Raw genomic sequence first — 12578 nt, forward strand, 5'->3', positions numbered from 1 at the left:
ACCGACTCGATAGGCTGCGAATCGTAGTGGGCGACCGCGCATCCCGCGCGTCGCCGTCACTCTTGGCGAGGACAGGCTCCATGACACGCGTGCTTTATATCGAAGGCTCACCCAACAAGGCTTATTCGGCGTCCATTGAAGTGTGCAATGCATTTCTCGATGCATACCGGCACGCACATCCCGATCATGAGATCCGGAAGCTCGACATCTGGGATCTGGCGATGCCTGAATTCGACGCAGCCGCGCTGGCCGCGAAATACGCCGGACTGAACGGAACGGCGTTGACGCCGGAACAGGCGGCGGCGTGGCAGCAGGTCGAGCAGCTCGCGGCGCCGTTCCACGAAGCGGACAAGTTCCTGTTCGGCGTGCCGCTGTGGAATTTCAGTATTCCATACAAACTCAAGCACCTGATCGACGCGATCTCGCAGAAGGACGTGCTGTTCACGTTCGACGGGTCGGGTTTCGCCGGCAAGCTGGCCGGGAAAAAGGCGGCGGTCGTCTATGCGCGCGGGCTCAGCTACGAGTCGCCGGGTTCGTTTACGCCGGCCGCCGAGTTCGACCTTCAGCGCCCGTACATGGAAACCTGGCTGAAGTTCGTGGGCGTGAAAGACGTCACCGGCATTGTGGTCGAGCGCACCTTGTTCGGCCCGGACGGAAAGGTCGATCGCAGTCGTGCGATCGACGAAGCTCGCGCGATTGCGCACGCCTTCTAGATCAGGAAGGTTGCCGCGCTTCGCATCCGACGCGTCAGCAGAACATGCCCGACGCTCGCCTGGAAGCGCGGACCGGACACGCGAATCAGCGGCCGCCACGCGCGATGGCGAGCGCGACGCCGAAGCCCACGAGCAAGCCGCCGAAGGTGCGGTCGATCCAGTGGCGCAGCGACAGCAAGCGGTCGCGGACGGCAGTGGCGGAGAAACAGACGGCCACCAGGCTGAACCAGCCGGCATGCGCGAGCGCGATGAAGGCGCCGTAGCCGATCTGCACGATCAGCGGGGTGTCGGGCCGGACCGCCTGCATGAACAGGCTGACGATGAACACGGTGGTTTTGGGATTCAGCACATTGGTCAAGAAACCGGTGCGCAGCGCCGCCGGATCGGACAGCGGCGCCACACTCGCGTCGGGTTGCCCGGTGCCGGCCTTCGTCATGAGCATCTTCGCGCCCAGGTAGACCAGGTAGATCGCGCCGACGAGCTTGACCGCATTGAAGAGCCACAGCGATTGGCGGATCAGCAGGCCCACGCCCAGCAGCGTATAGCTCACGTGGACCGTCACGCCGAGCCCGATGCCCAGCGCGGTGAGCAGGCCCGATCGGCGCGACAGCATCAGGCTGTTGCGCGTGACCATCGCGAAGTCCGGCCCGGGGCTGATGACGGCCAGCAGCGTAATGGTGAATACAACTATCAGTTCCGTCATCGTGTTTTCCTTTCGATCGATGTCATCATGGCACAATCCTAGGGACCGTATTCCATCCGGAAAAGCGATGATTTCTGACCAGAATGGTGAGATTGACTCACAACAAATCCGCTCGAGCCTGCCGTCGCTGATGGCGCTGCGCTGTTTCGAGGCGGCGGCGCGTCACGAGCATTTCAGCCGTGCCGCCGACGAACTGTGCGTGACTCACGGCGCGGTCAGCCGTGCGGTGCGTTTGCTCGAAGATGACCTGGGCGTGGCGCTGTTCCAGCGGCGCAGCCGTCGTGTGTTCCTGACCGACGCGGGCCGCAAGCTGGCCCAGGCGGTACATGACGGCCTGGGGCTGATGCGTCATGCCGCGCACGAATTGCGCACCGAGGCCGCCCGCGCGCGGCGTTGGGTCCTGTCGTGCGAGCCCACGCTCTTGATGCGTTGGCTGATCCCGCGCTGGCCGGACTTCCAGGCCCGATACGCGGGCGTCGATATCCACCTGGCCGCCGCGGGCGGGCCGTTTTCGTTCGACAGCGGCATCGACATGGCTATCCGCCGCAACGACTTTACGTGGCCAGCGGGTTATCACGCCGAACGTCTGTTCACCGAGAGGGTGGGACCGGTTTGTCGGCCGGACAAAATCGATGCGTGGTTTTCCGGCGGCCGCAATGGTTACTTGTTGAAGCCGGATGCTCCGCAATTGCATACGCGGACCAGGCCGGACGCGTGGAAGGAATGGACGGTGGCCGCGAATCGGCCGGCGGGGAGCGGGCGGCGGCAGATGTTCGACCATTTCTATTTCAGTCTGCAGGCGGCCGTCGCGGGGCTGGGGGTTGCCATCGGCCCCTGGCATCTCGTTCGTGACGATCTGGAAAGCGGTGTGCTGGTCGCGCCGATGGGTTTCGTGGAAGATGGCTCGCACTACTGCTTGTTGACGCCGGAACCTGTGACGGCCGGAAGCGCGCAGTCGGATCTGCTTGCGTGGTTGAAGACGATGGCTTGATGGACCGAGGGCTGATGCCGAGCGGGACTTCAGCGTTTCGGCAACGAGAGGATGCGCGGGCGCCCGGAGATGGGGCGGTTGATGGTGAGGGCGATGGGCTGCCGTTGACCGTCAAGAGACGGTCGCGTTATCCCAAAGCGGACGCTTAATCACCCGTCTGACTCGCTAGCTTTGTGCAGGCGAAGTTCCATCGCCGGTATTCACGGCAATCTGGCTGTCACGTGCTTCAATTGCCTCTATCGCCGCGCGAGCCGAAATTTTCACATCACGCTTTCGAGACGTCAGGTTTTGCGTGAGAGCGGGTAATGCCTTGCGCGTACCAATCTGGTAAAGCGTGGCATGGCAGTAAATTGCGTCATAGGGATCCGAGGTGGTCGCGAGAATCTCCAGCAACTTGTCTTCAGCCTCGGCATTTGTGCATTGCTTCAGGGACCTTATCGCGGCATGCCTCACCAGCCATCTTTGGTCCTCGACAAGCGTAAACAGTGGCCTGAGGTCGACGTTTTCCGGCTTCGGGATATCGGCAAGTCGATCAAGGAGGTTGGCCAGCGCATACTTGTCCGATTCCTTCGACGAGTATTCGATCAAGCGCGACGCACATGCTGCGCTGAGACAGTTTTTCCCGATCTTGCCGATGATGAAGTAAGCAGCCGAACGCTGATCTTTGTTGGGCGCCTGACCGAGGAATGCATCAAGTTCATCAACCAAAGTCATGTCAGCCAGCAGTTCCGCTTCGCGATGTGCGTGCCAGGAGATTGAATCGTCCGAGCCAAGCTTTTGCTGCACGGTCATCCGGTGAATCAATTCGAGCAGTTCTTGCCGCATCGCGTCACCTTGCCGAAAGCAGTTACGAATCCGATGAGCCCGTCGAACGAACGAAACCGGGAGCCGCCGACGATATCCCGTATCTGAATCCGGCCGCGGCACTTCTGTTCAAGGCCAGGGATCGGCGCCCCAAAGGCCATCGGGATTTCGACAGGGCATTACCGAAACTGCCGGTTGGCGAACGAGCGTGACTGAAGGACTGCCTGGACGCTCTCCACCCCGGCAATGAATGGGCGCGAGTGCTTTAAAGGCCATTCGTCATCTTTTTTTGAGTGCATTCATCGACGTGCTTGCAAACAATGGTTGCCGTTGGACTAAAGTGAACATTCCCTGCACCATTGAACCCGCTCTCTTCAAACGAAGGCCAACGACGAGGTCAAACGATGCAACTTCAAACCGGCAACCTGTTCAGCGCCGACGGGCAGCGCGGCGGCGACGAGCGGATCGACATCCTCGTCACGGGGCAACGCCTGAATGTCGAGCGGATCGTGTCGATGGGGCACGCGAGTCCCGACGGGTTCTGGTATGACGACTCGCGCGCCGAATGGGTCGTGCTGCTGTCGGGGGCGGCCGTGCTCGAGTTCGAAGAGGGTTCGACGCTGCACGACATGCGCCCTGGCGATTACGTGCTGATCGAGCCGCATTGCCGCCATCGCGTCGCGTGGACGCATGAAGACGAGCAATCCGTCTGGCTTGCGATCTATTACGAACGCTGAAGAAAGTATTGGCGCGCGACGTGATCTGCCGATCAGTCGGCGCGCCACGCGCTGAATGAGCAAATCGTTATCAACCCGGAGCGGTCTTTGAATACCGCCGGTACCGATGCCCAATATGCCGGACAGCGCGCTGAACCGCGCGCCGGTGCGCGTCGAGAACCTTATTCCTGGATCAGGAATCGATTGCGATTCTTCGCATCCTTGATCCATGCGGGCGCGCGGCCGCGGCCAGACCAGGTCGCACCGGTCTTCGGGTCGCGATACTTTGCCTGCACGGGGGCGGCCGCTTGCTTGGCCGACCGGCCTCGACGTACGCCGAAAATGTCCTTCTCGGTAATGCCGAATTCCGCGACCTTGGCGCGGATGTCATCGACGATCGACTGGAATTCCGCGGCGCGCGCTGCTTCGGCTTTCTCGGCCAAAGCTTCCATTTGGGCTTTCAGTTCCTTGTAAGTTGCCATGTATCGCTCTTCGGGTTGTGTGTTCACACATGATAGCGGTTTCAATCGGAAATGATGAGGAAATTCTCTCCGACTACGAATTCCTCCAGCGATATGGCGCGCAAGACTGCTTCGAACACCTGAAAAGTGCGTCGCATTTGGCGAACGCGTACATGATTGTCGAGAAGCATAAAACGGTCAGGCCACGTCTCTTTGGCCGTTCGAGGCGGAGCTTATCCTTCGGGACACGCCCGGAAGACTCAATTATTCTTTGTCTTTTTTCGGAAGAATCGGGGAATTCACGGATGAACAGAGACGATAAGCTGAGACAGGTCGCGGCCGAATTCGGATTCGATCCGGACGAGGAAATCAGGATCGGCGGAAAGTACACGCCCGTTCTGGTCGACGGGAGTACGGCCTATATTGCCGGCCAGGTTCCGCGGGTGGGGGAAGTGGTGCACTTCGTCGGCGTGGTGGGTGAATCCGTTTCGCTGGACGACGGTCGCCGTGCGGCCGGAATATCGGCGCTGCGGGCGCTGTCGCTGATCGGAAAGTATTGCGGCACGCTCGATGCGATATCGGCTGTCCCGCGCATGACCGTGTACGTGCGGAGCGCACCCGGCTTCACGATGCAAAGCGAAGTGGCCGACGGCGCGTCCGACGTCTTGTATGCGGTGCTCGGCGATGCGGGCGTCCATACTCGTTCGTCGGTCGGCGTGTTGCAATTGCCCAAAGGCGCTTCGGTGGAAGCGGATTTCATTTTCTCGCTGCAGCGTGGCAGAACAGTGAACTGACAGACCCACGGCCCGGCACGGCCGGGCCAAGGCGAGCGACTGCGCTACTGCACGGGCGTCAGGACCGGCGCACCCTTGTTCTTGATCAGGAATACGACGAACCTTGCCGGTTTTGTGCCGCTGGCATTTCGTCCGACCGTGTGCACGTCTTCGGGGCCTTCGTGGAACGTGTCGCCAGCGTGGAGCGTGACCTCCTTGCCGCCGTTCAGGCCCATCACGATACTGCCGTCGAGCACGTAGACGAATGCGTGCGCATCGTGGCGATGAACGGGATCGACGCTGCCGGGCGGATAATCCACGACGATCATCTGGACTTCCTTGCCCGGATACTCGGGCAACGACTGGGTGGTCAGCGGCGTGACCTTGGCTTGCGGTGCGGCGGCGGCCGGCTGAACGGCCATCAGCAGCGACGATACCAGCGGCGCAAGAACAAGCATGATGCGTTTCATGTCGTCACTCCAGGTTGGCCTTGTCGAGCCCGAACATCTTGTCGAACGAGCCGGGCACGATGCGGAATGCGACATTCAGCCGGTTCCAGTTGTTGATTGCGCCCACAAGGAAAGTGAGATCCGACAGCTCCTTGTCGGAATAGTGCGAACGAACGCGTTCGTAGAGGTCGTCCGGCACGCCATGCGAGGAGAGATGGGTCAGGGCGTCGGTCCATTCCAGAGCGGCACGCTCGCGCGGCGAAAACAGCGTCGACTCGCGCCAGATCGCAACGTGATGCAGGCGCAGTTCGCGCTCGCCGTGGATTTTTGCCATCTTGATGTGCATGTCGACGCAGAACGCGCAGCCATTGAGCTGCGATGCCCGAATCTCGACGAGCTCGCGGACCGGTGCCTCGATCGTCGTTTTTTGAAACAACCCGTCCAGCTCGACGAGCTTCTTGGTCAGTTCCGGCGATTGCTGAAAGTAGTTGATACGTTGCGTCATGATCTGTTCTCCTGATCTGTGGAAGTGCTACTGCCGAACCTGCATATGACGATTCATCGCAGGATCTGCCTGGCAACCATCGTAGTCGCGTGCCTCACGGGGCAGTAGTGCCGGGAACGTGTGCACTATGTTGTCGCTTCGGCACCAATCGTTTTTCGGGGTAGCTGTCGACTGCACATCGTTGGCGTGCAGTCATGCCGACACCGTGATGACACTGCAGATTCCCTGTCGCGTCATCTTCGTATAGGGGCACAGGCGTTCCGTGTTGCGGACAAGATCTTCCGCGACATGCTGGTCGACACCCGGCATGCGGATGATGACGTTGGCAATCAGCGCATATCCGCCATCTACCGGATCACGACCGAACGATACTTCGACACCCACGGTCGTTTCCCGGATGTCGATCTGCGCGCGTTGGGCCAGCAGGCTCAGTGCGCCGTGAAAGCATGCGGCGTAGCCGGCGGCAAAAAGCTGTTCGGGATTGGTGCCGCCGCCCGGGCCGCCGAGTTCGACGGGCAAGCGCAGATCGAGGACGAGACGACCGTCGTCGGATTTCGCGACGCCCGATGCGCGGCCATGTCCGGATTCGCCTCCTGAGACCGTAACTTTCGTCGTGTAGAGCGGGGCGAATTCCCGCCCCCGGTATTTGTCGAGCAGTGTCAGCGGCGGAGGTTGCAACCTCTCGTTCTCCATATGCCTCCCGGTTTTGTATGGCCAACGCGAGCGGCTCTCGAACCTTGCGTGTCGAGGCGGTGCGTTGCTTTTTCCGAAGCGAATCAGCGCAATGGCGCAGGTCTTGCCTGCGAGTCGATCCCCATGACCGTTATCCGAAAGATGGACCAAGCGCACCTGCATGCTAGGCAAAGACGAGTCGCCGTACCAGATCGACTCGGGATGCATGGTGTTGCCCCCTCTGCACCAATCGGGTGAGGACGCGGGGCAGTCGGTTGCATCGATCTCTCGCCGAATGCAGCGACGGGGCGGATTGGTGTCAATGAGGAACGGGAAAGTGTTCCGGTACGGGTCTACCTGCGCATGGGTTCGGCTCCTAGTATTACGGCACGGCAATGCGGCCGATCAGGAGCACCGACGAGCCATCGATTTCGATAGTGCCCGACGCACGCATCCTTGATCGTGATTTGCCGTCGCCAATGGCGTGCCACGAATGCAACGGCAACTGTTCCCGAAACACGTATTTCGGGCGGGAGCGGTTTTGTCTTCGATCGGGAGGGCCGTGACCCACTGTTCGACTTGCGCATGCAAGCGGCCCGTCGGCGACGCGCATGCGGTGCGTGTAAGGAATCGGAGGCTTGCGATGGAAACGTTGAATATCGATTGGCTGACGACTTCGCTGGAGCCGATTCGAACGGAATCCGGTGTCGAAGCGGGGGCTCATCTCGTCAGTGAGCGCGAAGGGTATGCGCACCATGGAATCTACGCCGGAAACGGACTGGTTATTCACTATGGCGGTTTTCATCGTTCCACCAGACGGTGCCCGGTGGAATGCATCTCGTTGCGTCGCTTCGCGGCGAACAAAGGTGTCCGTGTTCAACCGGAACCGGATGCCGTTTATACCGGGATGACCGTTGTCGAGCGGGCCAGGTCGCGCCTTGGCGAAGACCGATACAAGCTTCTGACGAACAACTGCGAACACTTCTGTACCTGGTGCGTACGGGGTGTCGGGCGCAGTGAGCAGGTACGCCGTGGCTTGACGAATCCGTGGATGGGCATCCGAACATTGTTTGCGCTTGCGAACGAGATGCTTGCTTCGCGCTCACGCATGGCGTCGTGCGGTCTTGATGCAATGCGCTCGAATCACGCTGCGTTTCCGCCGATACCGGAACGACCCCGCATGGCGGTATTTCTGCAAACGGTTTTTCTTGCCTACAACGTGACGAGACGAGCAATGAACATTCTTTCGATCGCGGGGCGATGCACGTCGCGCGTGTTCAAGATGGGGGCGCCGGTGATCGTCGCGACAGGGTTGTCGGCGTGCGCGAATTACGCGGGCATTCATGGCGATGCGGCGATGACCGCTCCGCAGCAGTATGCGACGCAACGGAGCCTTCCGTTCGAGCAAGGCCATTGGCCCGCCGCCGATTGGGTCGATCAGTTCGGTGACGGTCAACTGAAAGCACTGATCGACGAGGCGCTGAGAAGCGGCCCGACGCTCGACCAGGCGCGTGCGCGCGTGGCGGCCGCGCGGGCCTATAGCGAATCCGCACATGCGGGAACGATGCCGCGCGTCGATGCCAGCTACGCGCTCACACGCCAGCAATTTTCAGGAACGGCGCTCGTTCCGCCGCCGTATGGCGGGTCATGGCAAACGGAGAACCGGGGCATCCTCAGCGCTTCGTACGAGCTCGACCTCTGGGGCAAGAAGCGCGAGGCGCTGAAGGCGTCGGTGTCCCGGCTTCAGGCGAGCCGCGCGGACGAGGAAACGGTCCGGCTGACGCTCACGACGTCGATCGCGCGCGCCTATAACCAGCTCGCACGCCTGTATGTGTTGCATGACATCGCGGAACAGGAGATCGCTCGGCGCGAGCAGATCGATCGCATCACCGCAGGCCGTATCGCGACAGGGCTCGACACGCAGGTCGAGCGCGAGACCGCACGCGCGAATCTTGCGACGAGCCGCGCCGCGATGAAATCGCTCGACGGTCGGATTCTCGCGACGCGCTACCAGATCGCCGCGCTGCTTGGCGCCGGTCCCGATCGCGGCTTGCAGATCGCGCGCCCGGTGCTCGGCATGGGCGACGACGTTCGCCTGCCCGACAACCTGCCCGCGGATCTCGTAAGCCGGCGACCCGACATCGTGGCTGCCCGGTGGAACGTCGATGCGATAGCGCACGACGTGAAGGAAGCGAAGGCCGAGTTCTATCCCGACATCAACCTGAGCGCCGCGATCGGACTCGACGCGTTCGGCTTCGGCCGCTTCCTGACGGCGGCGAGCCGCACGGCATCGGCCGGCCCGGCAATCCACCTGCCGATCTTCGACGCGGGTGAACTCCGCGCGCAACTGAAGGGACGCTACGCCGACTTCGATTACGCCGTCGCGACCTATAACGAGGCGCTCGTGACCGCGTTGAGCGAAGTCGCCACGCAAATTGCCGACGTGCGTTCGACGGATGCGCAGCTTGTCGATGCGCAGACTGCGCAGCAAGCCGCGCTGAAAGCCGCCGAACTGGCGCTCGCGCAGTACAAGGCCGGTCTCACGAATCAACTGACCGTATTGAACGCCGACGTCAATGCGCTTTCCGCCGATCAGAGTGTCGCGAATCTGCGCATGAACCGCCGCGATCGGCAGATTGCGCTGGCCTCCGCGCTGGGTGGCGGCTTCGTCGACACATCGTTCGCGGACTCGGGGGCCGCGGCGCGCGTCGACGTGCCCGCGTCCGACACGCCTGCCGTCGCCGCTCGCTGAGCGGCCATCCATCGAATCTGCCTGGAGAATTGAAATGAGCGAAATCAACCCGCCGGTGCGCAAGCCGGTCGATGCCGCCCGCGTGAATCATGAGCCGTCGCCGTCGGGAGGCGACGATGTCGGAAGCGAACCCGCGACCCGGCGGCGCGGGTTGCTGTTGGCGCTGCTCGGCGTGGCGGTCGTCGCATCGTCGATCGCGTATGGCGTGTACTACCTGACGTATGCGCGTTACCACGAATCCACCGACGACGCGTACGTCAGCGGCAACCTCGTGCAGTTGACGCCACAGGTGGCGGGTACCGTCATCGCCGTGAATGCCGACGATACGCAGATCGTGAAGGCGGGCGATCCGGTCGTCACGCTCGACAATGCCGATGCGAAAGTCGCGCTCGGCAACGCCGAAGCGACGCTGGGCCAGATCGTGCGGCAGGTTAGCAGTCTTTACGTGAACAACGATCTCTATGCCGCGAACGTTGCCCAGAAGCAGTCCGATCTGGCCCGCGCCCAGGACGATCTGCGCCGCCGTCAGGCCGTTGCCGGCACGGGCGCCGTGTCGACGGAAGAAATCGCGCATGCGCGCGACACCGTGGCGGCCGCGCGTGCCGCGCTCGACGCCGCGCGTCAACAGGCGCAAGCCAACCGCGCGTTGACCGACCGCACGACGATCGGCCGGCACCCGAACGTGCAGGCCGCCGCGTCGAAAGTGCGCGATGCGTATCTCGCATACGCACGCAATGTGTTGCCCGCGCCGGTCACGGGTTATGTGGCGAAGCGTTCGGTGCAGGTCGGCCAGCGTGTGTCGCCCGGCACGCCGTTGATGGCGATCGTGCCGCTCGACGGTGTGTGGATCGATGCGAACTACAAGGAAAGCCAGCTGCGCAACATGCGCATCGGTCAACCCGTCACGCTGACGGCCGATGTGTATGGCGGCAAGGTCAAGTACCACGGCCGCGTCGTCGGCTTCTCGGCGGGCACGGGTAGCGCGTTCGCGAGCCTGCCGGCGCAGAACGCGACGGGCAACTGGATCAAGATCGTCCAGCGTTTGCCCGCGCGCATCCAGCTCGATCAGAAGGAGCTCGACGCGCATCCGCTGCGCATCGGCCTGTCGATGGACGTCGATGTGGATACGCGCGACGACACCGGTCCGCAGCTCGGCGCGGCGATGAATACGTCGTATCGAACCGATGTGTTTGCCGAATACGGCGCGCAGGCTGATGCCGAGATCGAGAAGATCATCGCGCAAAACATCGTGACCGATCGAGCTGGGCTGACGGAGCCCGTCGTCTCGTCCACGCGTTCCGCGAAGCGCTACGCCAGGGACAGGAGCGGCGCCGAACAGCGCGCAGGCTGAATCGCCTCCCGGAACGCGTGTCGCAGTCGCGCTCCGGGTCATTCAATCGTCTGACGGGCCGGATCGATGCGCCGGGCCTGTCGAATACTTCAGACCGGAAGCGAGATGAATTCCTCGATGCAACTTGCACCAGCACCGCTGACCGGCGGAAAGCTGGTTCTTGCGACACTCGCCGTCGCGCTAGCGACGTTCATGAACGTGCTGGATTCGTCCATTGCCAATGTCGCGATTCCAACCATCTCGGGAAACCTCGGTGTCTCCGTCGACGAAGGCACGTGGGTGATCACGCTGTTCTCGGCGGCCAATGCCGTCGCGATTCCGCTGACGGGCTGGCTCACGCAGCGCGTCGGGCAGATCAGGCTGTTCGTGGCCGCCATCGTGCTTTTCGTATTTTCGTCGTGGCTGTGCGGCGTCGCGCCGAACCTGCTCGTGCTGCTCGCGGCGCGCGTCTTGCAGGGAGTCGTCGCAGGCCCGCTGATTCCGCTTTCGCAAGCGATTCTGCTGGGTTCGTATTCGAAAGAGAAAAGCTCGACCGCGTTGGCGCTATGGTCGATGACCGCGACGGTCGGCCCGATAGCGGGCCCCGCGCTGGGCGGCTGGATCACCGACAGCTACAGCTGGTCGTGGATCTTCTACATCAACATTCCCGTCGGCCTGTTTGCGGCCGGCGTGACGTGGATGATCTATCGCGACCGCGAGACGCCGGTGCGCAAGCTTCCCATCGACAAAGTCGGCCTGATGTCGCTCGTCGTGTGGGTCGCGACGCTGCAGATCATGCTCGACAAGGGCAAGGATCTCGATTGGTTCAACTCGCCCGTGATCTGCGCGCTTGCCGTCATCGCCGCCGTCAGCTTTCTGTTCTTCCTGATCTGGGAATTCACGGAGAAGAACCCGATCGTCGATATTCGCCTCTTCGCGGTGCGAAATTTCCGTGGCGGCACGATCGCGATCTCGGTCGCTTATGCGGTGTTTTTCTCGAATCTCGTAATCCTTCCGCAATGGATCCAAGGCTATCTGGGCTATCGTTCGGTGGATGCCGGGCTCGTGACGGCGCCGCTCGGGATCTTCGCCGTGCTGCTCGCGCCCGTGATGGCGAAAATCATGCCGAAGTCCGATGCGCGGGTGCTCGCGACGCTGGCCTTCCTGGGCTTTGCAGGCGTGTTCTTCATGCGCTCGCATTACACGACGAACGTCGACCCCTATACGCTGGCGTTGCCGACGCTGTTGCAGGGCATTCCGATGGCACTCTTCTTTACGCCGCTGACCGCGATCATCCTGTCGGGATTGTCGCCGGACAGGATTCCGGCGGCCGCGGGCTTGTCCAATTTCGTGCGCGTGTTCGCAGGCGGCGTCGGCACCTCGTTGATCGCGACGGGCTGGAACAACCGAACGATTCTGCACCATGCGCAGCTCGCCGAGCAGTCGAGCGTGAACAACTCCGACTATACGAGCGCCATCGCGAACCTCCACGCGACGCTCGGCGGCGGCGTGGATCAGGCCACCGCGTTCTTCGAACGCGCGTTGAACGCACAGGCCCCGATGCTCGGGCTGAACGATATCTTCTGGCTGTCGTCGATCATCTTCGTCGTGATCATCCCGCTGGTCTGGCTCACGAAGCCCGGCAAGGGTGGTGGTGGCGCAGCGGCGGGCGCGCACTGAATGAGGTCGTTTCCAGCGGCGGCTTTCGA

General features: G+C 62.1%; 13 protein-coding genes. 7 read left to right on the top strand and 6 right to left on the bottom strand.

Annotation, left to right across the window (positions count from 1 at the left end; translation table 11 throughout):
* Window positions 1-80 precede the first annotated feature (80 nt).
* On the top strand, window positions 81-713 hold the full coding sequence (locus GD429_RS05745; protein WP_152856166.1) for an FMN-dependent NADH-azoreductase: 633 nt from the start codon (window positions 81-83) through the stop codon (window positions 711-713).
* Window positions 714-798: 85 nt separating this feature from the next.
* On the opposite strand, the gene GD429_RS05750 is transcribed toward GD429_RS05745, so the two are convergent.
* Entirely contained in the window at window positions 799-1416 is a 618-nt protein-coding gene (locus tag GD429_RS05750; protein WP_152856065.1) for a LysE family translocator, read from the bottom strand.
* A 67-nt stretch (window positions 1417-1483) separates the two neighbouring features.
* Here GD429_RS05750 and GD429_RS05755 point away from each other — a divergent pair, with 67 nt between their 5' ends.
* Complete coding sequence (locus tag GD429_RS05755) at window positions 1484-2407, top strand: LysR family transcriptional regulator (RefSeq protein ID WP_152856066.1); 924 nt, start codon at window positions 1484-1486, stop codon at window positions 2405-2407.
* A gap of 165 nt (window positions 2408-2572) precedes the next feature.
* Here the strand turns inward: GD429_RS05755 and GD429_RS05760 are convergent, their stop codons facing one another.
* A complete protein-coding gene (locus GD429_RS05760) occupies window positions 2573-3232 on the bottom strand; it encodes a HEAT repeat domain-containing protein (protein WP_152856067.1) in 660 nt (219 codons plus the stop codon).
* A 383-nt stretch (window positions 3233-3615) separates the two neighbouring features.
* Here GD429_RS05760 and GD429_RS05765 point away from each other — a divergent pair, with 383 nt between their 5' ends.
* Window positions 3616-3948 (top strand): cupin domain-containing protein, encoded by a 333-nt coding sequence (locus GD429_RS05765; protein WP_152856068.1) that lies wholly within the window; start codon window positions 3616-3618, stop codon window positions 3946-3948.
* A 161-nt stretch (window positions 3949-4109) separates the two neighbouring features.
* Here the strand turns inward: GD429_RS05765 and GD429_RS05770 are convergent, their stop codons facing one another.
* A complete protein-coding gene (locus tag GD429_RS05770; protein ID WP_034182467.1) occupies window positions 4110-4409 on the bottom strand; it encodes an H-NS family nucleoid-associated regulatory protein in 300 nt (99 codons plus the stop codon).
* Window positions 4410-4693: 284 nt separating this feature from the next.
* Here GD429_RS05770 and GD429_RS05775 point away from each other — a divergent pair, with 284 nt between their 5' ends.
* Window positions 4694-5182 carry a RidA family protein gene (locus GD429_RS05775; protein WP_152856069.1) on the top strand — a complete coding sequence of 163 codons (489 nt, stop codon included), beginning with the start codon at window positions 4694-4696 and terminating at the stop codon, window positions 5180-5182.
* 44 nt (window positions 5183-5226) lie between these two features.
* On the opposite strand, the gene GD429_RS05780 is transcribed toward GD429_RS05775, so the two are convergent.
* The 3 genes from GD429_RS05780 to GD429_RS05790 form a co-directional block, all read right to left on the bottom strand.
* Window positions 5227-5631 (bottom strand): cupin domain-containing protein, encoded by a 405-nt coding sequence (locus GD429_RS05780; protein ID WP_152856070.1) that lies wholly within the window; start codon window positions 5629-5631, stop codon window positions 5227-5229.
* A 4-nt stretch (window positions 5632-5635) separates the two neighbouring features.
* A complete protein-coding gene (locus tag GD429_RS05785; protein WP_152856071.1) occupies window positions 5636-6115 on the bottom strand; it encodes a carboxymuconolactone decarboxylase family protein in 480 nt (159 codons plus the stop codon).
* Between the two features lie 192 nt (window positions 6116-6307).
* Window positions 6308-6808: an Ohr family peroxiredoxin gene (locus GD429_RS05790; RefSeq protein ID WP_152856167.1), complete on the bottom strand. Its 501-nt coding sequence runs from the start codon at window positions 6806-6808 to the stop codon at window positions 6308-6310.
* A gap of 622 nt (window positions 6809-7430) precedes the next feature.
* On the opposite strand from GD429_RS05790, the gene GD429_RS05795 reads away from it, so the two are divergent.
* The 3 genes from GD429_RS05795 to GD429_RS05805 all read left to right on the top strand — a co-directional run bounded on the left by GD429_RS05795 (window position 7431) and on the right by GD429_RS05805 (window position 12549).
* The gene (locus GD429_RS05795) at window positions 7431-9539 is read left to right on the top strand and encodes an efflux transporter outer membrane subunit (RefSeq protein WP_152856168.1); all 2109 of its coding nucleotides are present in this window, start codon (window positions 7431-7433) and stop codon (window positions 9537-9539) included.
* A 34-nt stretch (window positions 9540-9573) separates the two neighbouring features.
* Entirely contained in the window at window positions 9574-10890 is a 1317-nt protein-coding gene (locus GD429_RS05800; protein WP_152856072.1) for an HlyD family efflux transporter periplasmic adaptor subunit, read from the top strand.
* A 105-nt stretch (window positions 10891-10995) separates the two neighbouring features.
* Window positions 10996-12549: a DHA2 family efflux MFS transporter permease subunit gene (locus GD429_RS05805; protein ID WP_152856073.1), complete on the top strand. Its 1554-nt coding sequence runs from the start codon at window positions 10996-10998 to the stop codon at window positions 12547-12549.
* Window positions 12550-12578 lie beyond the last annotated feature (29 nt).

This window comes from Burkholderia sp. BE17, from assembly GCF_009362305.1.
GTDB lineage: Bacteria > Pseudomonadota > Gammaproteobacteria > Burkholderiales > Burkholderiaceae > Burkholderia > Burkholderia pyrrocinia_C.

Excerpts from the sequence above, each read along its gene's own strand:
- GD429_RS05785 (WP_152856071.1), bottom strand. The coding sequence starts at position 6,115 with ATGACGCAACGTATCAACTACTTTCAGCAATCGCCGGAACTGACCAAG.
- GD429_RS05775 (WP_152856069.1), top strand. The coding sequence starts at position 4,694 with ATGAACAGAGACGATAAGCTGAGACAGGTCGCGGCCGAATTCGGATTC.
- GD429_RS05765 (WP_152856068.1), top strand. The coding sequence starts at position 3,616 with ATGCAACTTCAAACCGGCAACCTGTTCAGCGCCGACGGGCAGCGCGGC.
- GD429_RS05795 (WP_152856168.1), top strand. The coding sequence starts at position 7,431 with ATGGAAACGTTGAATATCGATTGGCTGACGACTTCGCTGGAGCCGATT.
- GD429_RS05750 (WP_152856065.1), bottom strand. The coding sequence starts at position 1,416 with ATGACGGAACTGATAGTTGTATTCACCATTACGCTGCTGGCCGTCATC.
- GD429_RS05770 (WP_034182467.1), bottom strand. The coding sequence starts at position 4,409 with ATGGCAACTTACAAGGAACTGAAAGCCCAAATGGAAGCTTTGGCCGAG.
- GD429_RS05745 (WP_152856166.1), top strand. The coding sequence starts at position 81 with ATGACACGCGTGCTTTATATCGAAGGCTCACCCAACAAGGCTTATTCG.
- GD429_RS05780 (WP_152856070.1), bottom strand. The coding sequence starts at position 5,631 with ATGAAACGCATCATGCTTGTTCTTGCGCCGCTGGTATCGTCGCTGCTG.
- GD429_RS05805 (WP_152856073.1), top strand. The coding sequence starts at position 10,996 with ATGAATTCCTCGATGCAACTTGCACCAGCACCGCTGACCGGCGGAAAG.
- GD429_RS05800 (WP_152856072.1), top strand. The coding sequence starts at position 9,574 with ATGAGCGAAATCAACCCGCCGGTGCGCAAGCCGGTCGATGCCGCCCGC.
- GD429_RS05755 (WP_152856066.1), top strand. The coding sequence starts at position 1,484 with ATGATTTCTGACCAGAATGGTGAGATTGACTCACAACAAATCCGCTCG.
- GD429_RS05760 (WP_152856067.1), bottom strand. The coding sequence starts at position 3,232 with ATGCGGCAAGAACTGCTCGAATTGATTCACCGGATGACCGTGCAGCAA.
- GD429_RS05790 (WP_152856167.1), bottom strand. The coding sequence starts at position 6,808 with ATGGAGAACGAGAGGTTGCAACCTCCGCCGCTGACACTGCTCGACAAA.